20 protein-coding genes are annotated in these 25,418 nt (G+C 71.5%); 14 read left to right on the forward strand and 6 right to left on the reverse strand.

Annotated elements, in window-relative coordinates; genetic code table 11:
- Window position 1: 1 nt before the first annotated feature.
- Window positions 2–1,825, reverse strand: a complete 1,824-nt coding sequence (locus ACWFR3_RS18505) for a serine hydrolase (protein WP_453735648.1) — start codon at window positions 1,823–1,825, stop codon at window positions 2–4.
- Between the two features lie 175 nt (window positions 1,826–2,000).
- Here ACWFR3_RS18505 and ACWFR3_RS18510 point away from each other — a divergent pair, with 175 nt between their 5' ends.
- Window positions 2,001–3,104: an NAD(P)H-dependent flavin oxidoreductase gene (locus tag ACWFR3_RS18510; RefSeq protein WP_453735649.1), complete on the forward strand. Its 1,104-nt coding sequence runs from the start codon at window positions 2,001–2,003 to the stop codon at window positions 3,102–3,104.
- A gap of 44 nt (window positions 3,105–3,148) precedes the next feature.
- Window positions 3,149–4,714: an acyl-CoA synthetase gene (locus ACWFR3_RS18515; protein WP_453735650.1), complete on the forward strand. Its 1,566-nt coding sequence runs from the start codon at window positions 3,149–3,151 to the stop codon at window positions 4,712–4,714.
- Here ACWFR3_RS18515 and ACWFR3_RS18520 read toward each other — a convergent pair.
- Window positions 4,711–5,622, reverse strand: coding sequence for a nitroreductase/quinone reductase family protein (locus ACWFR3_RS18520; RefSeq protein WP_453735651.1), 912 nt, complete (start codon window positions 5,620–5,622; stop codon window positions 4,711–4,713). The two genes, ACWFR3_RS18515 and ACWFR3_RS18520, sit on opposite strands and share 4 nt — an antisense overlap.
- A 157-nt stretch (window positions 5,623–5,779) precedes the next feature.
- On the opposite strand from ACWFR3_RS18520, the gene ACWFR3_RS18525 reads away from it, so the two are divergent.
- A complete protein-coding gene (locus ACWFR3_RS18525) occupies window positions 5,780–6,178 on the forward strand; it encodes a MarR family winged helix-turn-helix transcriptional regulator (protein ID WP_453735706.1) in 399 nt (132 codons plus the stop codon).
- A 131-nt stretch (window positions 6,179–6,309) separates the two neighbouring features.
- Here the strand turns inward: ACWFR3_RS18525 and ACWFR3_RS18530 are convergent, their stop codons facing one another.
- Window positions 6,310–8,733 (reverse strand): penicillin acylase family protein, encoded by a 2,424-nt coding sequence (locus ACWFR3_RS18530; RefSeq protein ID WP_453735652.1) that lies wholly within the window; start codon window positions 8,731–8,733, stop codon window positions 6,310–6,312.
- A 140-nt stretch (window positions 8,734–8,873) separates the two neighbouring features.
- On the opposite strand from ACWFR3_RS18530, the gene ACWFR3_RS18535 reads away from it, so the two are divergent.
- Entirely contained in the window at window positions 8,874–10,382 is a 1,509-nt protein-coding gene (locus ACWFR3_RS18535) for an acyl-CoA synthetase (protein ID WP_453735653.1), read from the forward strand.
- 17 nt (window positions 10,383–10,399) lie between these two features.
- On the opposite strand, the gene paaK is transcribed toward ACWFR3_RS18535, so the two are convergent.
- A complete protein-coding gene (gene paaK, locus ACWFR3_RS18540; RefSeq protein WP_453735654.1) occupies window positions 10,400–11,686 on the reverse strand; it encodes a phenylacetate--CoA ligase PaaK in 1,287 nt (428 codons plus the stop codon).
- A 178-nt stretch (window positions 11,687–11,864) separates the two neighbouring features.
- Here paaK and ACWFR3_RS18545 point away from each other — a divergent pair, with 178 nt between their 5' ends.
- Both ACWFR3_RS18545 and aroQ read left to right on the forward strand, forming a co-directional pair.
- Window positions 11,865–12,710, forward strand: a complete 846-nt coding sequence (locus tag ACWFR3_RS18545; RefSeq protein ID WP_453735655.1) for an alpha/beta fold hydrolase — start codon at window positions 11,865–11,867, stop codon at window positions 12,708–12,710.
- 19 nt (window positions 12,711–12,729) lie between these two features.
- Window positions 12,730–13,356 carry a gamma subclass chorismate mutase AroQ gene (gene aroQ / locus ACWFR3_RS18550; RefSeq protein ID WP_453735656.1) on the forward strand — a complete coding sequence of 209 codons (627 nt, stop codon included), beginning with the start codon at window positions 12,730–12,732 and terminating at the stop codon, window positions 13,354–13,356.
- Window positions 13,357–13,450: 94 nt separating this feature from the next.
- On the opposite strand, the gene ACWFR3_RS18555 is transcribed toward aroQ, so the two are convergent.
- Window positions 13,451–15,064: an acyl-CoA synthetase gene (locus ACWFR3_RS18555; RefSeq protein ID WP_453735657.1), complete on the reverse strand. Its 1,614-nt coding sequence runs from the start codon at window positions 15,062–15,064 to the stop codon at window positions 13,451–13,453.
- Window positions 15,065–15,276: 212 nt separating this feature from the next.
- On the opposite strand from ACWFR3_RS18555, the gene ACWFR3_RS18560 reads away from it, so the two are divergent.
- The 6 genes from ACWFR3_RS18560 to ACWFR3_RS18585 all read left to right on the forward strand — a co-directional run bounded on the left by ACWFR3_RS18560 (window position 15,277) and on the right by ACWFR3_RS18585 (window position 20,818).
- Window positions 15,277–16,077 carry a crotonase/enoyl-CoA hydratase family protein gene (locus ACWFR3_RS18560; protein WP_453735658.1) on the forward strand — a complete coding sequence of 267 codons (801 nt, stop codon included), beginning with the start codon at window positions 15,277–15,279 and terminating at the stop codon, window positions 16,075–16,077.
- A 94-nt stretch (window positions 16,078–16,171) separates the two neighbouring features.
- Window positions 16,172–17,131, forward strand: coding sequence for a Zn-ribbon domain-containing OB-fold protein (locus tag ACWFR3_RS18565; protein WP_453735659.1), 960 nt, complete (start codon window positions 16,172–16,174; stop codon window positions 17,129–17,131).
- Entirely contained in the window at window positions 17,132–18,208 is a 1,077-nt protein-coding gene (locus tag ACWFR3_RS18570) for a thiolase domain-containing protein (RefSeq protein WP_453735660.1), read from the forward strand.
- 8 nt (window positions 18,209–18,216) lie between these two features.
- Window positions 18,217–19,383: a thiolase domain-containing protein gene (locus tag ACWFR3_RS18575; RefSeq protein ID WP_453735707.1), complete on the forward strand. Its 1,167-nt coding sequence runs from the start codon at window positions 18,217–18,219 to the stop codon at window positions 19,381–19,383.
- A gap of 107 nt (window positions 19,384–19,490) precedes the next feature.
- Window positions 19,491–19,754, forward strand: a complete 264-nt coding sequence (locus tag ACWFR3_RS18580) for a DUF397 domain-containing protein (RefSeq protein ID WP_361183166.1) — start codon at window positions 19,491–19,493, stop codon at window positions 19,752–19,754.
- A 167-nt stretch (window positions 19,755–19,921) separates the two neighbouring features.
- Window positions 19,922–20,818 (forward strand): universal stress protein, encoded by an 897-nt coding sequence (locus ACWFR3_RS18585; RefSeq protein WP_453735661.1) that lies wholly within the window; start codon window positions 19,922–19,924, stop codon window positions 20,816–20,818.
- A gap of 163 nt (window positions 20,819–20,981) precedes the next feature.
- On the opposite strand, the gene ACWFR3_RS18590 is transcribed toward ACWFR3_RS18585, so the two are convergent.
- Window positions 20,982–21,713: a leucine-rich repeat domain-containing protein gene (locus ACWFR3_RS18590; protein ID WP_453735662.1), complete on the reverse strand. Its 732-nt coding sequence runs from the start codon at window positions 21,711–21,713 to the stop codon at window positions 20,982–20,984.
- 158 nt (window positions 21,714–21,871) lie between these two features.
- Between ACWFR3_RS18590 and ACWFR3_RS18595 the strand changes: the two genes are divergently transcribed.
- Window positions 21,872–24,763, forward strand: a complete 2,892-nt coding sequence (locus tag ACWFR3_RS18595; protein ID WP_453735663.1) for an ATP-binding protein — start codon at window positions 21,872–21,874, stop codon at window positions 24,761–24,763.
- Window positions 24,764–24,859: 96 nt separating this feature from the next.
- The gene (locus ACWFR3_RS18600) at window positions 24,860–25,360 is read left to right on the forward strand and encodes a hypothetical protein (protein ID WP_453735664.1); all 501 of its coding nucleotides are present in this window, start codon (window positions 24,860–24,862) and stop codon (window positions 25,358–25,360) included.
- The last annotated feature ends 58 nt before the right edge of the window (window positions 25,361–25,418 follow it).

The following is a 25,418-nucleotide window of genomic DNA, read 5'->3' on the forward strand; positions in this document are numbered from 1 at the left end:
GTCAGTCGGCCGAGGGGGCCCAGCCCACCGCCTCGATGCGGGCCGCGTCGGCGGGCCGTGCCTCGTCGAAGGCCGTACGGCCGCCGTCCTCGACGCGCAGCCCGTCGGCGTAGGCGCCGCGCCCCACGTACAGCTGGTCGGTCGCGTACCGCCAGCGCAGCCGCACCTGCCCGCCCCGCAGCTCCGAGAGGTCCGCGGTCAGGCGGTGCCAGACGCGTCCGGACCAGCCGGACGCGGTGCCGTCGGGGTGCCGGCGGGGGTCCGAGCCCCGGTGCTGCGTCGTGAACGGCACCGGCTGCCACGTAGCGCCGTCGTCCCGCGAGGACTCCAGGCGCAGTTGGTCCGAGCCCGGCTCGGTGTCCCACCACAGCTCGCAGCGCAGCCTGGCCCGGTCCGTGGTGAGGGCGAGCGGCGGCAGGGTCAGGGTGGCCGAGGCCGCGTTCGCCATGCCGGAGAACCAGGCGGTGCGCCCCCGCGCGGGACGTACCGGAACGGCGCGTGCCAGCTGGTTCGCCGCCGCCACCCTCGGGGCCGACCCCGAGCGCCAGCTGCGCACCGGGTGGACCGAGTTGCCGAGGACCACGAGGAAGGAGTCGGTCGTCGGGTCCAGGACGAGGGAGGTACCGGTGAAGCCCGTGTGGCCCGCGGTGCGCGGCGTGGCCATCGCGCCCATGTACCAGTGCTGGTAGAGCTCGAAGCCCAAGCCGTGCTCGTCGCCCGGGAACGCGGTGTTGAAGTCGGTGAACATCAGCTTCACGGACGCGTCGGAGAGGATGCGGGAGCGGCCGTAGACCCCGCCGTTGAGCAGCGTACGGCCGAGGATCGCCAGGTCCCAGGCGCAGGAGAAGACCCCCGCGTGTCCGGCGACCCCGCCGAAGCCGAAGGCGTTCTCGTCGTGCACCTCGCCCCACACCATGCCTCTGTCCAGGCCCGACCAGGGCAGCCGGGCGTCCTCGGTGGCGGCGATCTTCGGCTGCCAGGAGGCGGGCGGGTTGTAGCGCGTGCGGTGCATGCCGAGCGGAGCGGTGATCTCGTCGCGGAGCAGTGCGTCCAGCGGGCGGCCCGTGATCTCTTCGAGGACCAGCTGGAGCGAGATCAGGTTCAGGTCCGAGTAGAGGTACTTGGTGCCCGGCGGGTTGAGCGGCTTCTCCTGCCAGATGAGGCGCAGCCGGCCCTCGCGGGTGGGTTCCTTGTACAGGGGGATCCAGGCGCGGAAGCCCGAGGTGTGGGTGAGGAGCTGGCGGACGGTGACGTCCTGCTTGCCCGCGCCCCCGAAATCGGGCAGATACGAGGCGACCTTCGCCTCCAGCTCCAGCTTGCCGCGCTCGATCTGCTGCACCGCGAGCAGCGAGGTGAACAGCTTCGAGACGGAGGCGAGATCGAAGACCGTGTCCTTGGCCATCGGGATCTGCCGGTCGGCGGGCAGTTCGACGCCGGTGTCGGTCTTCTCGTCGTACGACGCGTAGCGCACCGCTTTGCCGATGGGCTGGTGCAGGGCGACCGTGCCGCCGCGGCCCGCGAGCAGGACAGCGCCCGCGTACCAGGGGTGCTTGGGGGAGGGGCCGAGGAACTGTTCGGCGTCGGCGACCAGTTGCCGCAGATGCCCGGCGAGCAGTCCGGCGCGCTCGGGGGTGCCGGGCCGCAGCGTCGGACGCCCGGCGCCGGACGCGGAGCCCGCCGCAGTGGAGCCCGCCGCCGCTGCGGCAGGGCCCGCGGGGAACGGCACGAGCGCGAGTGCCCCGGCCAGGGCCACGGCCCGCGCTCCCAGTTGGCGACGGCTCAGGCCGTCTTCCGCTCTGTCCGCCGCCCCGCTGTCCTCGGCCATGGCCGTGCCCCCTCCTGAAACTCTTCCGAGCTGAAATTATCTTTCGGGATCACAAGAGACTGCTGAAACTTTCATGTCAGGGCCCGGCCCTGTCAACCGCGGGCGCCCGGCAAAGATCTGACACTGCATCAGAAAATCTCTTCCGTCGTCCGGACGGCTGCGGCATCCTGCGCCCATGCAGACAGAGCTGAGCAGGAAACTGGGGATCGAGCACGCCATCTTCGGCTTCACGCCCTTCCCGGCGGTGGCGGCCGCCATCAGCAGGGCGGGCGGATTCGGTGTGCTCGGCGCGGTCCGCTACACGGCCCCCGACGAACTGGCCCGGGATCTCGACTGGATGCAGGAACACGTCGACGACCGGCCCTACGGACTCGATGTCGTGATGCCCGCCAAGAAGGTCGAGGGGGTGAGCGAGGCCGACGTCGAGGCGATGATCCCCGAAGGGCACCGCCGGTTCGTCGAGGACACGCTCGCCAAGCACGGTGTACCCGAACTGGCCGAAGGCGAAGCCTCCGGCTGGCGCATCACCGGATGGATGGAGCAGGTCGCCCGTAACCAGCTCGACGTCGCCTTCGACTATCCGATCAAGCTGCTCGCCAACGCGCTCGGCTCGCCGCCCGCCGACGTCATCCAGCGCGCGCACGACAATGACGTACTGGTCGCCGCCCTCGCGGGCAGCGCCCGGCACGCGCAAAAACACGCGGACGCGGGCATCGACATCGTCGTCGCGCAGGGCTACGAGGCGGGCGGCCACACCGGCGAGATCGCCTCCATGGTGCTGACCCCGGAAGCCGTCGAGGCCGTCGCGCCCCTTCCGGTGCTGGCGGCGGGCGGCATCGGCAGCGGCGAGCAGATCGCGGCGGCGTTCGCGCTCGGCGCGCAGGGCGTGTGGCTCGGCTCCCTCTGGCTCACCACCACCGAGGCCGACATGCACTCGCGGGCCCTCACCGAGAAGCTCCTGGCGGCGGGCTCGGGCGACACGGTCCGTTCGCGCGCCCTCACGGGCAAGCCCGCACGCCAGCTGCGCACCGAATGGACCGACGCCTGGGACGACCCGGACGGTCCCGGCACGCTGCCCATGCCGCTGCAGGGCCTGCTGGTGGCCGAGGCGGTCTCGCGCATCCAGAAGTACGAGGTCCAAGAACTGCTCGGCACACCCGTCGGGCAGATCGTCGGCCGGATGAACAGCGAACGCAGCGTCCAGGCGGTCTTCGACGACCTGACCCGCGGTTTCGAGCGCGCCATCGACCGCGTGAACCGCATAGCCGGACGCCACTGACGCCCGGACGCGACGGACGAGACGACGACGGAGGAGAGGCCCCTATGAGCAGCAAGCCGGGCAGCACGCCCCCCAACGGCTTCTGGGCGCAGGCCCAGGCCGACCCGGACCGTGTGGTACTGATCGCGCCCGACGGCGAGGAGTGGACCGCGCGGCGCCTGCACGCGGCGGTCAACCAGCTCGTCCACGGGCTGCGCGCCGCGGGCCTCGAACGCGGCGACGCCTTCGCCGTCGTGCTGCCCAACGGCGTCGAATTCCTCACCGCCTACCTGGCGGCCTCGCAGGCCGGCTTCTATCTCGTGCCGGTCAACCACCACCTGGTCGGGCCCGAGATCGCCTGGATCGTCGCCGACTCCGGGGCGAAGGTGCTCGTCGCGCACGAACGCTTCGGGCAGGCGGCGACCGACGCCGCCGACGAGGCGAAGCTCCCGGCCACGCACCGGTACGCCGTGGGCGACGTGCCGGGCTTCAGCCCTTACGCCGAACTCCTCGCCGGGCAACCGGAGTCCGTCCCGGACGACCGTACGCTCGGCTGGGTCATGAACTACACGTCGGGCACCACGGGACGCCCGCGCGGCATCCGCCGCCCGCTGTCCGGCAAGCTCCCCGAGGAGTCCTACCTCGGCGGCTTCCTCGGCATCTTCGGCGTCAAGCCCTTCGACGGCAACGTGCACCTCGTCTGCTCACCGCTCTACCACACCGCGGTCCTCCAATTCGCGGGCGCGGCACTGCACATCGGCCACCCCCTGGTCCTGATGGACAAGTGGACGCCAAAGGAGATGCTCCGCCTCATCGACGCGCACAAGTGCACCCACACCCACATGGTGCCCACCCAGTTCCACCGCCTCCTCGCGCTGCCGGACGCGACGAGGGCCGCGTACGACGTGTCGTCGATGCGCCACGCCATCCACGGCGCCGCACCCTGCCCCGACCACGTCAAACGGGCGATGATCGAGTGGTGGGGCGAGTGCGTCGAGGAGTACTACGCGGCCAGCGAGGGCGGCGGCGCCTTCGCCACCGCGCAGGACTGGCTGAAGCGGCCGGGCACCGTCGGCAAGGCGTGGCCCATCAGTGAACTGGCCGTCTTCGACGACGACGGAAACAAGCTGCCGCCCGGCGAACTCGGCACCGTCTACATGAAGATGAGCACCGGCGGATTCTCGTACCACAAGGACGAGTCCAAGACGAAGAAGAACCGCATCGGCGACTTCTTCACGGTCGGCGACCTCGGCTACCTCGACGAGGACGGCTATCTCTACCTCCGCGACCGCAAGATCGACATGATCATCTCGGGCGGCGTCAACATCTACCCCGCCGAGATCGAGTCCGCGCTGCTCACCCACCCCGCCGTCGCGGACGCCGCCGCGTTCGGCATCCCGCACGACGAGTGGGGCGAGCAGGTCAAGGCGGTGGTGGAGGTGGCCGAAGGACACACGGCGGGCGACACGCTCGCCACCGAGATCCTGGAGCACTGCGAACGCCAACTGGCGGGCTACAAAAGGCCGAAGAGCGTGGACTTCATCGAGGTGATGCCACGCGACCCGAACGGCAAGCTCTACAAGCGAAGGCTGCGGGAGCCGTACTGGGAGGGACGGGAGCGCGCGCTCTAGCGGCGACGGCCGTACAGCGAGGGCAGGAGTTGCTCCTCCTCGTAGGCGAAGTGCGTCTCCAGGCCCGACGTGAGCCGGTCGATCTCGCCGATCAGGTCGGGGGCGGAGTCCGGATCGGCGATGAGCGCCTCCAGCTCGGCCAGGGTGCGCGCGACGGTCCTGTGCTCCTCGCGGAGCCTCGCGATGGCCGGGGCCAACTCCGGGAACTGGCGCTCCAGTTCGGTGAAGGCGCCGTCCTCGTTGGTGTGGTGCTCGTGGAGTGCGCCGCAGAGGGTGAGGCAGTGCCGGGAGAGCTGCCGGTCGAGGGGCGGCGCGGGGCGCCCGGGGCCGGGAGCGGCCTGGCGGGCCGCTGTCTCCTTGCGCACGTCGGCGAGTTCGTCGCGCAACTCGGCGTGGACGCGGACCAGGTGGTCGGCGATCGCGCGGTGTCGCGCCGGGTCGGCCGCGGTCAGGCGGTGCAGGGCGATGACGGGGATGGTGCGGTTCGTGCCCTGCCGGTAGGCGGTGAAGGCGGGGTCGCGCTCGCACTGCGCCGCGTACTGGCGGTCGCGTTCCTCGCCCCGTAACGGCTCGGCCGTGGCCGGGAAGCGGTCGACGCCGCCCGCGCCGTCGGCGATCTCCACGGTGAGCCGCGGGTCGGCCAGGAGGTTGTGGTACCAGTCGGGGTTCTTGTCCCCGCCTCCGTTGGACGCGAAGACGAGGAGCCGGTCGCCGTCCCGTGCGTACACGGCGGGGTTGCTCCGGGGGCGGCCGCTGCGGGCGCCGGTCGTGGTCAGCAGGACGAGCGGGGCGCCGGCGAACATGCCGCCGACCTGGCCTCCGTTCGCCCGGAAATCGGCCATGAGCCGCTGGTTGAACTCGGCGGGGGAGAGGGGCTGCTGCGCGGGCTGTTCAGGCTCTTCGGGCATGGCTGTGTACCCCTTCGATAGCATCGGCATCGCAGGTGCGTTTGCTTTGAAAGCGAAATAGCTTTGATGTCAAAGCTATTGAGGAGGGTGGCGAGTGTCAACCGGCGACCAGGCCGGTCCGGAGGTCGACGACGCCGTCCGGACCCTGCTCCTGCTGATGCCGCGCATGGTCGGACGCGTGAAGCGGATCAAGATCCCCGAAGAGCTCCAGTCGCTGGCGCTCGCGCCCCGCCACCTCTCGCTGCTCGCCTATCTGCTCTTCGACGGGCCGATGAGCGTCAACGAACTGGCCGCACGCCTGGAGGTCGCGCCGACGACCGTGAGCCTGATGGCCGGCGAACTGAGCCGTAAGGGAGTCCTGGAGCGGCAGGAGGATCCGGCCGACCGCCGACGCAAGATCGTCGGCATCGCCGACGCGCACCGCGCGTCGATCGACGGCTGGCTCGGCAGGGGTGCCGTCGCCTGGCGCAAGGCGCTCGCGCCGCTGACGGCGGCCGAGCGGAAGCTGTTCATCGACACGCTCACGGCATACGAGGACGGCCTCACCGACGGCTGAGCGCAGCGGACGTGTGAGCGCCCCGGACACGTGAGCGCGGACATGTGAGCGCCCCCGGACGCGACGGAGCCGGGCCGCACCGCGCTACAGACGCGGTGCGACCCGGCTCCGGTCGGCGTGGCCTCGTGGCCTCAGCGGTGCTCGCGCACCTTGACCACCTTCAGCTCCGGATCACGCAGGATGTCCTTCTCGCAGAACCGCGAGGTGACCCAACGCTCACCGGAGTACAGCCGCGTCTGATCGCGGTAGTGCGGCGAGTTCGGGTTCGACGACTGCGAGTAGGTGAGCAGCGTGCGCGCCTGCGGGCAGCTGCTCTTGTCCCAGCCGACCGCCTGGATGTGGCTCGAACCGTGCGCCACCTCCGTGTAGCCGCCGCCCTTCGCGTCCCAGACCGGCTCGACCTTGTTCCACACGCCGATCGACTCCGTGCCGCCGTGCACCGGCAGCCGCTCCGAGCCGCGTACGACGAACTGGTTACTGCCCAGCGGCGCGTCGAGCGCGATGCCCGCCCCGCTCAGCTCGGACACGGTGTCGGCGAGCGCGGTCGCGAAGCCGGGCGCGGCCGTGTCGAGGGTGTTCGGGGTGCGCACCGGGTCGGCGGCGGAGAACGGCACCTTCCACAGCTGGGCGTTGGGCACGGCGGCCACGAGCTTGCGCCAGAACCGGTCGAAGAGCAGCGCGCCCCTGCTGCCGGTGTTCATGCTGTGGTCCCATGCCTTGAGGACGCCACAGGCCTTCCGTACGTCGACGGCCTTGCCGTCCGTGCCCGTTGCCGTGCCGCCGGGCAGTGCCGCACACGCACGCGCCGCGTCGCCGGCGGCCAGATCGCCCGCCGGCGCCCGGTTCGCGAACTGCTGCTTCTGCAGGTCCTTGACCGTCAGGCCGCCCTTCTCGGCCATCGCGGCAACGTCCTCGATGGCGCCGCGCGTCCGCATGGAGCGCTGTGTGCCGATCGTCCCGAAGACCCGCTCGTAGCCCGTGATCGGCTTGTCCGCGTTGGTGAGCCAGGCGCTGTCGTTGGAGTTCTCCGCGTACGGGGCGTCCTTGAGGGTCGGCATCTTCGACGGGCCGAAGACACCGGGCTGTACGGCGTCCTTGTCCGAGCCGATCGCGCAGTCGGCGCGCGAGCCGTCGAGCACGGCCACACCCGACGCCGGATACGTCACCTTGCCCAGATCGGTGGAGCAGCGCTGCGCCAGGTCGTCGGTGATGCGGGGAAGGACCTGGGACTGGCTGAGCAGCGAATGGCCCTTGCGGTCGGCGGCGACGGTGTTGACCCAGGGCAGGCCCTGGGTGTCGCGCAGCGCCTTCAGGATGCCGTCGGTGGAGCGCGCCTTGCCGAAGCCGAGGTCGGTGTCGCTGCCGCGCATGTTCCTGGCGTTGGGGTCGTTCAGGGCGTACGCCGTCTTGGCCGACCAGGGCAGCGGGAGCTGCGCCCCGAGGCCGGTGGTGACCGGACCGTACCGGGTCCACCACTGCGTACGGGTCACCGGAGCGCCGCCCTTGACCGGCACCTCGACCGTCCGCTTGGTCATCTTCTCCGGCTTGCCGTCCACCAGATAGGCGGTCGGGTCGGACGGATCCAGGGTGAGCTGATGCAGATTCAGGGTCACGCCGGTGGCCACCGTGTGGCTCCACGCCACATCGCCGTTGAAGCCGATGTTGACCACGCTCGTGCCGAGCAGCGAACCGCCCGAGACGTTCAGCTCGCCCGGAATGGTCTGCTGCGACTGCCAGAAGCGGCGGCCGCCCTGCCAGGGGTAGTGCGGATTGCCGAGCAGCAGACCCTTGCCGTTCGCGGTGGTCCTCCCGCTGAACGCCACCGCGTTGGAACCCATCACGGCCTCGTCCGCCGAGAAGAGCTTGCGCGCCTCTTCCGCGGTGCGTTCGGGGTCGGGGGAGCGGTCCGGGGCCGTCGCGCCCGGCGGCTGCGCGGCGGTGATGCCGTCGATGCCGCGGCCCTGACCGCCGAGGACCTGGACGGCGAAGCCCTGCCGGGCCACGTCCAGGGAGGAGATCGGGCGCAGCCACTCGGCGCCCTTGCAGGCGGGGTCGGTGACGCGGTTCTGCTTCAGCCAGGCGTTATAGCCCGCCGCGAAGCCGCGCATCAGCTTCTTCGACGTGGCGCTCGGACCGGCCGGCGCGGGCTCCTTCAGGAGCTTCTCCACCGTGCGCGTGTCGCGGACACCGCCGAAGTAGAGGTCACTGGCAAGGTTCGTGGTCGCCGAGGACAGCGAGCCGTCGGGCTTGCCGTCCGCGCCGAAGTAGCGAGAGCGCTCCCCGCGCACGGTCACATATCCCTCGGCGAGGGTGCACACCTGGTCGGCGGCCTGCGCCCAGCCGGTGCCGAAGCCGAGGTTCTCGTAATCCTTGGCAAGAATGTGCGGAATGCCGTACTGGGTGTAGCGGACCGTCGCGGACAGGCCGCCGCCCGACGGATGGCGGCCTTCGCGCGCCTCTGCCGCGCCCGCGGTGGCGGCGGACGACGGCAGAAAAGCCGCGGCGGTCAACACGCTGACGCCGAGGGCCGTCAGGCGTCTGATGCGGGTACGCATCGTGCCTCCCAACTGGTGTGAGAGAAGGGGCGGTTGAGCGTACCAACCGGTATGTCAATTGATCGAGTCCCGGAACCGGACCGGTTAGTGCCCCGTCCGGAGCCTTGACCGCCGTGACGCGTGCGGCACAGGATCACGCCATGACGGGTCTGCGCAGCAATACGGTCGACGATGTCCTTCACCGGAGTGCCCGGCGCGTTCCGGGCCGAGTGGCGCTGCGCTACGGCGAGCGGACCTGGACATACCGCGAACTCGACGACGCCGTCACCCACGCGGCGGCGTATCTCCACCGGGAAGGGCTACGGGACGGCGCCCGGGTCGGCGCCTACGGGCACAACTCCGACGCCTATGTGATCGGCTTCCTGGCCTGCGCCCGCGCGGGACTGGTGCACGTCCCCGTCAACCACAATCTCGAGGGTGAGGACCTGCGCTACATCATCGAGCAGTCGGGCAGCGCGGCCGTCCTGGTCGACCCGCACCTGGAGCACCGGCTGCCCGGCTCGGTGCGCAGGCTGGCGTTGCGGGACGCCACGGGATCACTGCTCGAACACACGCGAGGCCGCGAGGGCGAGGCGGTGGTCTCGCTGGGCCCCGATCACAGCGGTGAACTCGCCCAGCTGCTCTACACCTCCGGCACCACCGCCCTCCCCAAGGGCGCGATGATGACGCACCGCGCCCTCGTGCACGAGTACGTCAGCGCCATCACCGCCCTCGACCTCAAGGAGACGGACAAGCCCGTCCACTCGCTGCCGCTCTACCACTCGGCACAGATGCACGTCTTCCTGCTGCCCTACCTCGCGGTGGGCGCCGAGAACACGATCATCGACGCGCCGGACGCCGAGCGGATCTTCGAGCTCGTGGAGGCGGGCCGCGCCGACAGTCTCTTCGCCCCGCCCACCGTGTGGATCGGTCTCGCGAACCACCCCGGCTTCGCCGCCCGCGACCTCAGCGGCCTGCGCAAGGCCTACTACGGGGCGTCGATCATGCCCGTCCCCGTGCTGGAGCGGCTGCGCGAACGGCTGCCCTCGCTCGGCTTCTACAACTGCTTCGGGCAGAGCGAGATCGGCCCCCTCGCCACGGTCCTGGGGCCCGACGAGCACGAGGGACGGATGGATTCCTGCGGCCGCCCCGTCCTGTTCGTCGAGGCGCGCGTCGTCGACGAGCGCGGCCGCGAGGTACCGGACGGCACACCCGGCGAAGTCGTCTACCACTCGCCGCAGTTGTGCGAGGGCTACTGGGACAAGCCGGAGGAGACCAAGGAGGCGTTCCGCGACGGATGGTTCCACTCCGGGGACCTCGCGGTGCGCGACGAGGACGGCTACTTCACGATCGTCGACCGGGTGAAGGACGTCATCAACTCCGGCGGTGTCCTCGTCGCGTCGCGCCAGGTCGAGGACGCGCTCTATACCCACGAGCGGGTCGCGGAGGCGGCCGTGATCGGCCTGCCCGACGAGCGCTGGATCGAGGCGGTCACCGCGGTCGTCGTACGCAACGGAGAGGTCACCGAGGCCGAACTCATCGACCACGCGCGCGAGAAGCTCGCCCACTTCAAGGCGCCCAAACGGGTCCTCTTCGTGGACGAGCTGCCGCGCAACGCGAGCGGGAAGATCCTCAAGCGCGAGCTGCGGGACCGCTTCAGCGAGGCGTAGGCGCCACCGCTTCGCGGCTACTTGTCGCGCAGATCCACGATCCGCTTGAACTTGCCCACCGACCGCTCGATCGTCTCCGGATCGACGATCTCGACCGCCACCGAGACGCCGATCCCGTCCTTCACCGCCGTCGCGATCTCCCTGGCCGCCGTCTCGCGCCGCTCGGGAGTCGTGTCCGCGCGGGCCTCGGCCCGGACCGTAAGGGCGTCCATGCGGCCCTCGCGGCTCAGGCGCAGCTGGAAGTACGGGGCGACGCCCGGCGTGCGCAGGACGATCTCCTCCACCTGCGTGGGGAAGAGGTTCACGCCGCGCAGGATCACCATGTCGTCCGAGCGGCCGGTGATCTTCTCCATCCGGCGGAAGGTCCGCGCGGTGCCGGGCAGCAGGCGGGTCAGATCGCGGGTGCGATAGCGGACGACGGGCATGGCCTCCTTGGTCAGGGACGTGAAGACCAGCTCGCCCCGCTCGCCGTCCGGGAGCACCTCGCCGGTGATCGGGTCCACCACCTCGGGATAGAAGTGGTCCTCCCAGATGTGCAGGCCGTCCTTGGTCTCCACGCACTCCTGGGCGACGCCGGGGCCGATCACCTCGGAGAGCCCGTATATGTCGACCGCGTCGATCGCGAACCGCTCCTCGATCTCGCGGCGCATCTCCTCCGTCCACGGCTCGGCGCCGAAGATGCCGACCTTCAGGGACGTCGTGCGCGGGTCGACGCCCTGCCGCTCGAACTCCTCCAGGAGCGTCAGCATGTACGAGGGGGTCACCATGATGATCTCGGGGCGGAAGTCCTGGATCAGCTGGACCTGGCGCGCCGTCATGCCGCCGGACGCGGGAATCACCGTACAGCCGAGCCGCTCGGCCCCGTAGTGCGCGCCGAGGCCGCCGGTGAACAGGCCGTACCCGTACGCCACATGGACCTTGTGCCCGGGGCGGCCGCCCGCCGCGCGGATCGAGCGGGCGACGACGTCCGCCCACATCGACAGGTCCTGCTCGGTGTAGCCGACGACCGTGGGACGCCCCGTGGTGCCGCTGGACGCGTGCAGGCGACGCACCTCGGACTGCTCGACCGCGAACATCCCGAAGGGGTAGTTGTCCCGCAGGTCGGTCTTGGCCGTGAACGGGAAGCGGGCCAGATCGGAGAGCGCACGGCAGTCGTCGGGGCGCAGGCCCGCCTTGTCGAACGCCGACCGGTAGAAGGGCACGTTCTCGTACGCGTGCAGCAAGGTGTCCTGGAGGCGCTCCAGCTGCAGAGCCTCGAGCTCCTCGCGCCCCAGGCGCTCCGCCGCGTCCAGCATCGCCGTCATATGCGGTTTCTCCCGTCCCAAACGGGCGACCGATCATTCGGTCGTCGATCTTCCGTCGAGCTCAGTAATCCAGCCCCCGGGGGCCGTCGTCAAGAGATCGCGCAGCGCCGCCTTGAGCTGGGGCGCTACGGCCGAACGACGTTGTCCGGGTGTGGCGCCAGATGTGATGATCACCCCCATGCCGACATTCACCGCATACGACGGGACAGAGCTGGCCTACCACGAGAAGGGCGAGGGCGAGCCGCTGCTCTGCCTGCCGGGCGGCCCCATGCGCGCCTCCGCCTATCTCGGGGATCTCGGCGGCCTGACGGCGCACCGCCGCCTGATCCTGCTCGACCTGCGCGGCACGGGCGATTCCGCGCCGCCGGCCGACCCGGCGACCTACCGCTGCGACCGGCTCGTGAACGACGTCGAGGCGCTGCGCGAGCACCTGGGGCTCGACGAGGTCGACCTGCTCGGCCATTCGGCGGCGGGCAACATCGCCACGCTGTACGCGGCACGCCACCCGAAGCGGATCCGCCGCCTGGTCCTGATCACTCCGGCCACTCACGCGCTCGGCCTCACGCCGGGCGCCCGGGACTTCCGTGACGCCGCGCTGGCGCACCGGGGCGAGCCCTGGTACCCGGCCGCGGAGGCGGCACTGAACGAGATCGAGGCCGGCCGCAGCCCCGCCGAGGTGTGGTCCGCGCTCGCGCCCCTGGGCTACGGGCGCTGGGACGCCGCGGCGCAGGCGCACCAGGCGGCGAGCGCGCGGGAGAAGAACGCCGAAGCCGCCGCCGTGTTCTACGGCGAGGGCGCCTTCGACCCGCCCGCCACGCGCGCCGCTCTGGCCGCCCTCGCGGCGCCGGTGCTGGTCCTCGCGGGGGAGTACGACGGTGTCCCGAACCCCGCCCACGCGCAGGAGTTCGCCGAGTTCTTTCCGGGTGCCGTACGGCAAGTGCAGCCGGGCGGCGGGCACTTCCCGTGGCTGGACGACCCGGAATGGTTCGCGCGGCGCGTGGCAGGATTCCTCGCGCAGGACTAGGGCTACCAGAGGAGTCGTTGTGCGTCTCAGTTCGTCCGCGGGGCGTGTGTTCACCGCCGGGGCCGTGTGTGCGGCGCTGCTGGCCGGGAGCGGGGGCGCCGCTGCCGTTGCCGCCCCGGCGCAGCGCCCTGCTGCTTCCGCCGTCCCTGCCGGGTCGTACGCCCGGCTCCATGTGCTGGCCGATCTCGCCGCCCAGCGCCTGGCCACCGCCGATCTCGTCGCCGCCGCGAAGTACGGCACGGGCAGCCCCATCGACGACCCTGCCCGTGAGCAGCAGGTGCTCGACGACGTCGCGCGGCAGGCGCGGGAGCTGGGCGCCGATCCCGAGGCGACCGTGCGGATCTTCCGGGACCAGATCGAGGCCAACAAGGTGGTGCAGCGGGAGTTGCACCGGCGGTGGGACGCGGATCCTTCGCAGGCGCCGGGGCCGGGGGAGCGGCCTGATCTCGCGGAGGTCCGCGAGGAGATCAACCGGGTGAACGGGGAGTTGGTGCGGGGTATCGCTGACTCTCCCTCGGCGCGCGCTGCGGGGTCCTGCCGGGGGCTTGTGGCCGTGGGTGCACTGGACGTCCGGCATGAGCGGCAGCTTGACCTGCTGCATACGGTGGCTCTGGAGCGGGCGCTCCGGTCCGTCTGCTTGCGCTGACAGGCTTTCGTGCCCGCCGCTTCGCGACGGATTTTTCCCGCCCGCCCACCCGAAACTCCGCATCTGCTCCGGTTGCCCCGGGGAGCGGGCGCGTTTAACCCTTCGCCGCCACCGCCTTCGCCCACCGGTAATCCGCCTTGCCGCTCGGGGAGCGCTGGATCTCGGAGGTGAAGACCGCGGCTCGCGGGATCTTGTAGCCGGCCAGGCGGGTGCGGCAGTGGGTCTGGATGGCTTCGAGGTCCAACGGCCCTGCTCCCGAACGCAGTTGGACGACCGCGGCGACGCGGTTGCCCCAGCGTTCGTCCGGGACCCCGGTGACAAGCGCGTCGTACACGTCCGGATGTGACTTCAGCGCCTGCTCGACCTCCTCCGGATACACCTTCTCGCCGCCGGTGTTGATGCACTGCGAGCCCCGGCCGAGGACGGTGACGATGCCGTCCTCGTCGACGGTGGCCATGTCGCCGAGCAGCACCCACCGCTCTTCGCCCTTCTGGAAGAACGTCTCCGCGGTCTTGGCCGGGTCGTTGTAGTAGCCGAGCGGCACATGGCCGCGCTGGGCCAGGCGGCCGATTTCGCCGACCGCCACCGGCTCGTGCGTGACCTGGTCCACCACCTGCGTACGTTCGTTGACCTCCAGGCGGAAGCCCTTCTCCGGGCCCGAGTCCTCCGTCGCCTTGCCGTTGGAGCCGGACTCCGACGAGCCGAAGTTGTTCAGGAGCAGGACGTTCGGGGCCAGTTCCTGGAACTGGGCGCGCACCGTCTCCGACATGATCGCCCCGGAGGAGGAGACGCTGAACAGCGACGACAGGTCTGTGCCCTTGAGCGGGCCGTGCAGGGCGTCGATGAGCGGCCTGAGCATCGCGTCGCCCACCAGGGACACGCTGGAGACCTTCTCCCGCTCGATGGTGCGGAGCACCTCTTCGGGGACGTACTTGCGGTGAATGGCCACCCGCTGCCCGTAGTTGAAGGCGATGAACGACGTCAGCGTCGAGGTGCCGTGCATCAGCGGGGGAGTGGGGAAGAACGTGATGCCGGGTCCGCCCGCCGCGACGCGCTCCGCCAGTTCCCCGGGCCGCTTCACCGGCTCGCCCGCGGGTTCGCCGCCGAAGAGCCCGGCGAAGAACAGGTCCTCCTGGCGCCACATGACGCCCTTGGGCATGCCGGTGGTGCCGCCGGTGTAGATGATGAACAGGTCGTCGGCCGAGCGGGCCCCGAAGCCGCGCTCCGGCGAACCCGCTGCCTCCGCGTCGGCGAAGGCCACCACATCGAGCGCGGGCGCGTCGGCCGGCGGGGTCCCCACCCGCACCAGATGCCGCAGCTTCTCCGTGCGCGGCAGCGCCGCCGCGACCCGCTCGGTGAACTCCGCGTCGAAGACGAGCGCGGCGAGGTCCGCGTCGCGGTAGAGGTAGACCAACTCCTCCTCCACGTAACGGTAGTTGACGTTGACCGGCACGAGGCGGGCCTTGAGGCAGGCGAGCACGGTCTGGAGGTACTCGACGCCGTTGTAGAGGTGGAGTCCCAGATGTTCGCCGGGCTTCAGGCCGCTGTCGATCAGGTGGTGCGCGAGGCGGTTGGCGGCCCGGTCGAGCTCGGCGTACGTCAGCCTGCGTTCCGCCCCGGTACCGGGGTGATCGATGTACACGAGCGCCTCGCGGTCGGGGACCACGTCGACGACCGACTCGAACAGGTCGGCAAGGTTGTACTCCACCGCTCCTCCTGACCCCGGCGTCATCTCTTCTGGCGGTCATCAGAGCAGAGGCACCCACAAGTGGGAAGGGTCCTCGTTCAAGAAATCTGACTGTCTGTCAGAAAACTCTTGAACTGGCTCCCCGCCTACTGCAACCTGTTCCAGGTCCGGGGTCGGAGGTCCGAAGCCGAAGGGCCGGCCGTTGATGTGCCGTTACGAGAGGGAGCACGGCTATGGACGGGACGGAACATCTCGCTGTGCAGCGCGAAGGCGCCACACTGATACTCACGCTCAACCGGCCGGAGGCGAAGAACGCGCTCTCGCTGCCGATGCTGGTGGGCCTCTACGACGGGTGGCTGGCCGCCGACGAGGACGACGCGATCCGCTCCGTCGTGCTCACCGGCGCGGGCGGCGCGTTCTGCGCCGGCATGGACCTCAAGGCCCTCGCGGGCAAGGGGATGGACGGTGAGCAGTACCGGGACCGGATGAAGGCCGACCCCGATCTGCACTGGAAGGCGATGCTGCGCCACCACCGCCCGCGCAAACCCGTCATCGCCGCCGTCGAGGGGTACTGCGTCGCGGGCGGCACGGAGATCCTCCAGGGCACGGACATCCGCGTCGCGGGCGAGTCCGCGACGTTCGGGCTCTTCGAGGTCAAGCGCGGCCTCTTCCCGATCGGCGGCTCGACCGTGCGCCTGCCCCGCCAGATTCCCCGTACGCACGCCCTGGAGATGCTGCTCACCGGGCGGCCCTACTCGGCGGCCGAGGCCGCGTCGATCGGCCTCGTCGGCCATGTCGTGCCGGACGGCACCGCGCTGGAGAAGGCCCTCGCCATCGCCGAGCAGATCAACGCGTGCGGGCCACTCGCCGTGGAGGCGGTCAAGGCGTCCGTGTACGAGGCCGCGGAGATGTCCGAGACGGAGGGGCTCGCGGCCGAGCTGAAGCGGGGGTGGCCGGTGTTTGATACCGCCGATGCGAAGGAGGGCGCCAGGGCCTTTGCGGAGAAGCGGCCCCCGGTGTTTCGGCGGGCCTAGGTCGCAGTTCGGCTGCGGGTCCGTCTCGGCTGGTCGCGCAGTTCCCCGCGCCCCTTACGGGGCGCCCCCCTCGCCCAGAAACGGAGTTCTGCTCATGGCATCCGCTCCCGCACCCGAAGTGCTGCGTGCGCCTCTTGTTCTTGAGTTTCCCTTTACCCGGTCTCTCGGGCCCGTGCAGAGTGCGTTTCTGACCGGGCTGCGTGAACGGACCGTGCTCGGGGTGAAGGCCGAGGACGGCCACACGCTCGTTCCGCCCGTCGAGTACGACCCCGTGACCGCCGAAGAGATACGTGACCTCGTCGAGGTCGGCGCCACCGGCACCGTCACCACCTGGGCCTGGAACCACGAACCCCGCAGGGGGCAGCCCCTTGACACCCCCTTCGCCTGGGTCCTGGTGAAGCTCGACGGCGCCGACACCGCCCTGCTGCACGCCCTGGACGTGCCGGGACCCGACGCCGTCCGGACCGGCATGCGGGTCCGGATCCGCTGGGCCGCCGAACGCATCGGCGCCATCACCGACATCGCCTGCTTCGAGGCCGACGACGGTACGGAGGAAGGCGAAGTGCGGCCGCACAGCGGCGAGTTCAGTGACGCGGTCACCGGCATCGTCGCCCTCGCGCGCCTCGACTACACCTACGCGCCCGGCCGCGCCCAGACCGCCTATATCAGGGCGCTCTCCGACCAGCGGACCGTCGGCGAGCGCTGCCCGTCCTGCCGCAAGGTCTACGTCCCGCCCCGCGGCGCCTGCCCCACCTGCGGCGTCGCCACGGCCGAGCGGGTCGAGGTCGGGCCGCGCGGCACCGTCACCACGTACTGCATCGTCAACATCAAGGCGAAGAACCTGGACATCGAAGTGCCCTACGTCTACGCGCACATCGCCCTCGACGGCGCCGACCTCGCCCTGCACGCCCGTATCGCGGGCATCCCCTACGACCAGGTGCGGATGGGCCTGCGTGTCGAGCCGGTGTGGACCGAGGGCGCCCGCTTCCCCGATCACTACCGGCCCACCGGCGAGCCGGACGCCGACTACGACACGTACAAGGAGCTGGTGTAGATGCCGTCCGCGAAGCCGTCGGTGATGCGGCCCGTCCGGGACATCGCCATCGTGGCCTTCGGGCAGACCGACCACCTGCGCTCCACCGACGAGCTCTCCGAGGTGGAGATGCTCATGCCGGTCCTGCACCAGGTCCTCGCCGCCACCGGCCTGAAGACCAGCGACATCGGGTTCACCTGCTCCGGCTCATCGGACTATCTCGCCGGACGCGCCTTCTCGTTCACGATGGCGCTCGACGGGGTGGGCGCCTGGCCGCCGATCTCCGAGTCGCACGTCGAGATGGACGGGGCGTGGGCGCTGTACGAGGCGTGGACCAAGCTGCTCACCGGTGACGCCGACACCGCGCTCGTGTACTCCTACGGCAAGTCGTCCCCCGGCTCGGTGCGTGACGTCCTGACCCGGCAGCTCGACCCGTACTACGTGGCGCCCCTCTGGCCGGATTCGGTGGCGCTCGCGGCCCTCCAGGCGCAGGCCCTGATCGACGCGGGGGACGCCGACGAGCCCGCGCTCGCCGGGGTGGCCGCGCGCAGCCGCCGGGACGCCTCCGCCAACTCCCACGCCCAGCTGCGGGGTTCGGTCGCGCAAGGGGATTACGTCGTACGTCCGCTGCGTACCGGCGACTGCCCGCCCGTCGGTGACGGGGCCGCCGCCGTGATCCTCGCGGCGGGGGACCGGGCCCGTGAACTGTGCGAGCGGCCCGCGTGGATCCGCGGGATCGACCACCGCATCGAGGCGCACAGCCTCGGCGTGCGTGACCTCACCGACTCGCCGTCCAGCCGCCTGGCCGCCGAGCGGGCCGGTGCCTTCGAACGGCCCGTGGACACCGCCGAGCTGCACGCGCCGTTCACCTCCCAGGAGGTCGTCCTGCGCAAGGCGCTGAAGCTGGGCGACGACGTCTCGGTGAACCCGTCCGGGGGCGCGCTCGCCGCCAACCCCGTCATGGCGGCCGGACTGATCCGGCTCGGCGAGGCCGCGGCCCGCATCCACCGGGGCGAGTCGGACCGGGCCCTGGCACACGCCACGTCCGGCCCCTGCCTGCAGCAGAACCTGGTCGCCGTCCTTGAAGGAGATGCGTGATGAGCGAGGTGGGCAAGGAGCCAGTGGCCGTCGTCGGAATCGGCCAGACCAAACACGTCGCCGCCCGGCGGGACGTCTCGATCGCGGGACTCGTCCGCGAGGCCGCCCAAGCGGCCCTGTCCGACGCCGAACTGACCTGGGCCGACATCGACGCGGTCGTCATCGGCAAGGCGCCGGACTTCTTCGAGGGCGTCATGATGCCCGAGCTGTACCTCGCCGACGCCCTCGGCGCCGTGGGCAAACCCATGCTGCGCGTCCACACGGCGGGCTCCGTCGGCGGCTCCACCGCCCTGGTCGCCGCCAACCTGGTCGCGGGCCGCGTCCATGGCACCGTGCTGACCCTCGCCTTCGAAAAGCAGTCGGAATCCAACGCGATGTGGGGGCTCTCCCTCCCCATCCCCTTCCAGCAGCCGCTCCTCGCAGGCGCGGGCGGATTCTTCGCGCCGCACGTGCGTGCGTACATGCGGCGCACCGGCGCCCCCGACTCGGTGGGCTCGCTCGTCGCCTACAAGGACCGGCGCAACGCCCTGAAGAACCCCTACGCCCACCTGCACGAACAGGACATCACCCTGGAGAAGGTCCAGGCATCGCCCATGCTCTGGGACCCGATCCGCTACTCCGAGACCTGCCCCTCGTCCGACGGGGCCTGCGCGATGATCCTCACCGACCGTGCGGGCGCGGCCCGTTCGCCCCGGCCGCCGGCCTGGATGCACGGCGGCGCGATGCGCAGCGAACCCACCCTCTTCGCGGGCAAGGACTTCGTGTCGCCGCAGGCCGGCAAGGACTGCGCGGCCGACGTCTACCGGCAGGCCGGAGTGAGTGACCCGCGGCGCGACATCGACGCGGTCGAGATGTACGTGCCATTCTCCTGGTACGAGCCGATGTGGCTGGAGAACCTGGGCTTCGCCGCGGAGGGCGAGGGCTGGAAACTGACCGAGTCGGGCGTGACGGAGCTGGACGGCGATCTGCCCGTCAACATGTCGGGCGGTGTCCTGTCCACCAATCCCATCGGCGCCTCGGGCATGATCCGCTTTGCCGAAGCGGCACTTCAGGTGCGCGGCCAGGCGGGCGAGCATCAGATCGACGGGGCCCGCAGGGCACTCGGACATGCGTACGGAGGCGGCTCGCAGTTCTTCTCCATGTGGCTGGTCGGAGCGGAGCCGCCCACCACGTGACGGGTGCGTCCGGCCGGACAGGCGGGCCTCCTCGTTCCGCGGCCTGTCCGGCACCGGAAGCGAAAGCTAGGCTGGCGGGCGGACGACGCATCGGGAGGAGCACGGACGTGGCCGAAGGCACCATTCAGCAGCATCCGCTCGCAGGTCAGCAGCGCCCGCTCGCGGGCTGGGACAAGCCGGAGCTCGACCTCAGCACAGCAGACTGGCAATCGGGCAGCGAGGGGCGGGGTGACGTGGAGATCGCCTTTGTCGAAGGTTTCATCGCGATGCGCAACGCCGGCCGGCCCGAGAGCCCGTCCCTCATCTTCACTCCGGCGGAGTGGGGGGCGTTCGTGCACGGCGCGCGTTCGGGGGAGTTCGATCTGACGTAGGCCGTGCGGGGCGTTGTGGAGCCTCGTCTCCGGCTGTCGCGACCGTTCGCGGCACCCGCCGTGCTGACCTGGTGACCCGGGACTCCGCCCCGGCCCGTCTCCTGGACGAGGCCGGGAGAGGAAGCGGAGCCGGTCGACCTTGGCACTGCGCCGGAGACGAGGAAGCAATGAGCGACGACGCGCCCGCCGGACCACCTGTGGTGGTGGCCGTCGACGGATCAGCGGGCAGCGACCACGCCCTGGAATGGGCGCTGACCGCGGCGCGGCTGCGGCAGGCGCCGCTGCGGATCGCACACGTGCGGCAGTACGCGATGCCGCTGGCCGACGGCCCGTACATGCCGACCATCGACCACCGCCCCGACACGGACCCGGTCGTCGAACGGGTGCGCCGAGGCCTGGTGGGGCGGGCGGATCTGCCGCCCCTGACGGTCGAGATCGTGGAGGGCGCACCGGGCCACGAGGTGCCGCGGCTCGGCGATGAGGCGCAGCTCCTGGTGCTCGGGTCGCGCGGCCGTGGCGGTTTCACCAGTCTGCTGCTCGGCTCGAACGGCCTCGCCAGTGCGCGGGACGCGTCCTGCCCCGTGGTCGTGGTGAGGCCGGGCGAGGAGGCCGGGGCCGGGGCCGGGCCGTGCGTGGTGCTCGGGCTCGACGCGCTCACCCCGCACGAAGAAACGATCGGCTTCGCCTTCGCGGAGGCGGCGCTGCGGGGCGCGGTGCTCCGGGTCGTCTGCGCCTACCCCGGGCCCGTACTCGTCTACACCGCCACCGGCGACTTCGTGACCTCGGCGGAAGCGGACGTGGCGAGCGCGGAGCAGTACACGCGGCTCGCGGCCGAGCAGCTCGCGCCCTTCCGGGAGCGGTATCCGGCGGTGCGCGTCGAGAAGGAGGTCCTGCCGGGGGACGCGGCGGGTCTGCTGGTGGACGCGTCACGGGAGGCCGGACTCGTGGTGGTGGGACGGCATCGGCGCGGACGATCGCTGGGCAGGCTGATGGGATCGGTGACCAACGCGGTGCTTCTGCATGCGAAGGGCGCGGTGGCCGTGGTGCCGCCGGAGCGGCGGTAGGGCCTTGCGTACCGGCCTGGTCGGGCAGGACGACACGTACCGTCCCGGTGGGGCAGGCCACGCGTACCGTTCCGGTCGGGCAGGCCACGCGTACCAGGTGGGGCAGGGCCACACGTACCGCCCCAATGGGGCAGGATCACACGTACCGGCCCGGTCGGGCGCCTTACCGCAGCACCACGCACCCGCGCCTCTCCAGCCTCCGCAGCAGCTGATCCGGCACCGCGACCTCGTTCCAGCGCAGGTCCAGCTTTTCCAGTGACGGCAGGTCGGCGAGCCAGAGCGGCAGCTTCCGCAGCCGGTTCGACCGCAGGTCGAGTCTTCGCAGCCGGGGCAGGCCGCGCAGGGCTGCCGGGACCGCCGTGAACCGGTTCTCGCGCAGGTCCAGTTCGCGCAGGGCCGTGAGGCGGCCCACCGAGGCGGGCAGCGACGTGAGGCGGTTGCCGCGCAGCCACAGTTCGCGCAGGGCGGTGAGGCCGCCGAGCGAGGCGGGGACCGAGGCCAGGTGGTTGTGCTGGGCGCGCAGTTCCACCAGGGCGGCGAGCGAGCCCAGTGTGTCCGGCAGCGCCGTCAGCCGGTTCTCGCCCACGTTGAGGTACGTGAGCCGCTTCAGCTTGCCCAGCGAGTACGGCAGTGAGGTGAGGCGATTGTCGTGGACGTAGAGGAAGCGGCTCAGGGCGGTCAGGTCGCCGAGCTCGGGCGGCAGCCCGGTCAGCCGGTTGTGGCCCAGGTCCAGTGTGTGCAGCGAGGCCAGGGTGCCTATCCGGGCGGGGAGCCGTGTGAGCGCGTTGTCCGGCAGGAGCAGGGACTCCAGGGACGGGTGGAGCCAGACCTCCTCGGGTATGTCATTCAGGCCGCCGCGCCAGTAGTTGAGTACGTTCTCGGTGCCGATCGCCACGTCAGGGTCCCTTCGTCAGGAGCGGGTGCCTCGGCCCACCGCACCGCTGTGGTCGAATCGGCTCCCGGCGGGCCCCGCGGGCGTAATCTGAAGTGGCTGAGAGCCAAGGCACGCGCCGCGGGAAGTGCCCGGCGCACCACCGTGGCGGGGGGTGTCCCATGGTGCATCATGGCACCAACGGCAAGCGGACCCTCTTCGAGCGCGAAAGTGAACTCGCGGCCGTCGACGAGGCGTTGGGTGAGCTGTGCGGTCTGTCGCGGGACGGCTCCGAGCCTCCGGACAGGCCCCGGGGTGCGCTCATCGCCTTCGCGGGGCGCGCGGGCCTGGGCAAGACCTCCCTCCTCGCGGAGACCCGGCGCCGCGCAGCCGCCAAAGGCTGCACCGTGGCCCTCGCCCGCGGCGGCGACCAGGAGCAGCGGGTCGCCTTCCATGTGGCGCGGCAGCTGGTCCAGCCGCTGCTCGCCGCCGTCCCCGACGCGGAACTGCGCGAAGTCCTCGGCAGTTGGTACGCCATCGTCGGCCCCGCCCTCGGCCTCTGCGCCCCGCCGGACGACGCACCGCCCGACCCGCAGGGACTGCGCGACGGGCTCGACTGGGTGCTCACCCATCTCGCCGTGCAGCGCGCCCCGTTGGTGGTCGTGATCGACGACGCGCACTGGGCCGACGAAGAATCCCTGAGCTGGCTCTCCGCCTTCGCGCCCCGCGCGGAATCCCTGCCGCTGCTGCTCGTCGTCGCCTACCGACCCGAGGAACTGCCTTCCCACGCCGAGGAGTTCAGAGGCCTGCCCGGACGAGCCGGGCAGCGCCCCATCGGGCTCGAACCGCTCAGCGCGGGCGCCGTGGCCCGCCTCGTGCGCGACACCCTCGGCGCCCGCGCCGACGACGCGTTCTGCCGCGAATGCTGGGCGGTCACCGCGGGCAACCCGTTCGAGGCGGTGGAACTGACCGCCAAGGTGCACGACCGCGGGCTCACCCCCGACGAGTCCGGTGCGCATCTGCTGCGCGACCTCGCCGCCGCCGTGAAGGGCAGCGGCCTCGTCGCCCGTATGGAGCGCCTGGGCACCTCCACGGTCCGCTTCGCCTGGGCCTGCGCCGTCCTTGGCACCTCCATCCCACCGGCGCTCGCCGCGTCCGTCGCGGGCATCGGCGAGCGCGAGAGCGCCGACTGCGCCGACCGGCTGCGCCGCGCCCGCGTCCTGACCGGCGTGCACACGCTGGAGTTCGTGCATCCGCTGATCGCCACCGCCGTCTACCGCGCCATCCCCGGCGGCGTCCGCGTCGCCCTGCACGGCCAGGCCGCCTGGTCCGTGATCAACGCGGGGCTCGGCGCGTCCGCCGCCGCCCGCCATCTCCTGGAAGTCCACCCCGACGGCGACGCCTGGGTCGTGCAGCAACTGCGTGCCGCGGCCCGTGAGACCGTCCGCGCGGGCGCCCCGGACGCCGCCCGGCGCTATCTCGCCCGCGCCCTGCGCGAACCCCCGCCCTGGGAGGACCGCGCCGCCGTCCTCTACGAACTCGGCTGCGCGTCCCTCCTGACCGAACCGGCGACGACCGTCAACCACCTGCGCGCCGCGCTCGAAGAGCCCATCACCGACCCCGCCCTGCGGCACGGCATCGTCTACCGCCTCTCCCAGGTCCTGGCCCACTCCGACCGCCTGGGCGAGGCCTCCGACACCCTCGCCCGCGAGATCCGCGTGACCACCGAGCCACGCGTACGCATCCGGATGCAGGCCGAGCAGTTCATGTGGGACGCCTTCCGGGCCGACGAGCCGGACTCGCCCGCCCGCTCCCGGCGCCTGGCCCGCCTCGCCGACAGGCTGCCGGGACGCGACCTCACCGAGCGGTACATCATCGGGCTGCGCGCCTGGGACGCGACGCTGCGCGCCGAACCCGCGGCCACCGCCGTGCGGCACGCCGAGCGCGCCCTGGTCGGCGGGCTCGGCTGGGCCGAGGAGGACCGGGGCTTCGAGGTGCCCGTCCTGGTCGCGCTCACCTTCCTGTACGCCGACCGGCCGGGGCGGGCCGAGGAACTGTTCGCCGCGGGGATCGCCGACTTCGAGAGCCAGGGCTGGCGCGGCGCCCACCTGTCGTTCGCGTACACGCTGCTCGCCTACATCCGCTACCGCCGCGGGCGCCTGGCCGAAGCCGAGGACTTCGTGCGCGCCGGGCTGCGGATCGCCGAACGGGTGGGGCCGGGAACACCCGCGCACTGGTACGCCGTCGGCATCCTCATCGAGATCCTGCTGGCCAGGGGCCGCGTCGTCGAGGCCGCACGAACCGCGGACGACTACGGCTTCGGGGCGCCGTTCCCCTCGGCCGTCGTCTTCCCCGACGCGCAGGCCGTGCACGGCGAACTGCTGCTCGCCCGCGGTCTCACCAAGGACGCGGCGGCCGAACTCGCCGCCGCGGGCCGCCGCCTCGACCCGCGGGGCATGCGCAACCCCGCCTGGTGTCCGTGGCAACTGCACCTCGCGCTCGCCGAGGCCGATGACGCTCCCGAGCGCGCGCTCGCCACCGCCTACGATGCGGTCCGGCGGGCCCGCAGGTACGCCACCGCTTCGGCGGTCGGGCAGGCCCTGCGGATCACCGCAGAGGTCGCGTCGGGCTCCGTGCGGATCAAGCTCCTGGAAGAGTCCGTCAGCCACCTGGAGTGTTCGCCCGCGGCGTACGAACTCAGCCGTGCGCTGGTCTGTCTGGGCGCCGAACTGCGCCGCGCGGGCCGCCCCAAGGACGCCGCCGATCCCCTGTACCGCGGGCTCGAAGCCGCCGTCCAGTGCGGTGCGGACGGCCTGGTCGAGCAGGCCCGCGACGAGCTGGCGGCGGCCGGCCTGCGCCCCCGCCCGCTGCACAGCACCGAGACGGACGCGCTCACCACGCGCGAGCGCACCGCTGCGGCGCTCACCGTCCGCGGCGAGTCGGCCGCCCGCGTCGCCGAAGAGCTGCACACAGACGAGCCGTCCGTCGTCCGGCTGCTCTCCGCCGTGTACCGGAAAGTGGGAACGGACCACTCCGGTCTCGCCGCCGCACTGGAGCCCCGCCACCCCCGCTGACCTCGCGCGGAACACCGGGCACGCGCGCCGGCCGCCGCGCGCGGACCGGCGCCGCCCCCGCGCCGGGAAGCACCGCGGGCCACGTACCATTGGCGCATGTCCTTCCTCCGCCGCCGCAGCGCCGCCACTCCCGCCGGGCCGGACTTCGATGTCCTCGCCATGGACCCGGGTGACTGGCCCGGCAACCTCGGCGCGGGCCTGCTGCCCGCCCCCGACGGCAGCTGCCAGGGCGTCTTCCTGCGCTATGACCTCTTCGGCGGGCGCGGCCCCGCGATGATCATCGGCAATCTGCCCGAGGGCTCCCCGGCGCGTGAGATCGCCGACGACGAGGTGCCCTTCGAGGTGGCCCAGCTGCTGGTCGCGCTGGAGAACGACGAGGAGATCACCGTCGTCACCACCGAGGACATGCCGGTGATGCAGGGCGACAACCTCCTCATCGTGCGCCGCCTCAAGCTCTCGGAAAGCCGCATCTCCTGCGTGCAGTTCGACCGCAGCGACGGCGTCCTGGTCACCATCGCCGCCTGGGACCGGCCGATCACCGACGATCTGTACGCCCTCCTGAAGCCGCTGCCCGCCGAGCTCTTCCAGCAGGGCTGACCCACCCCGGCCGGCACCTGATCAGGACGGACCGCCTGCCCACCCCTTCTCCCGGAGG

It is taken from the genome of Streptomyces sp. NPDC055189 (genome assembly GCF_053606765.1).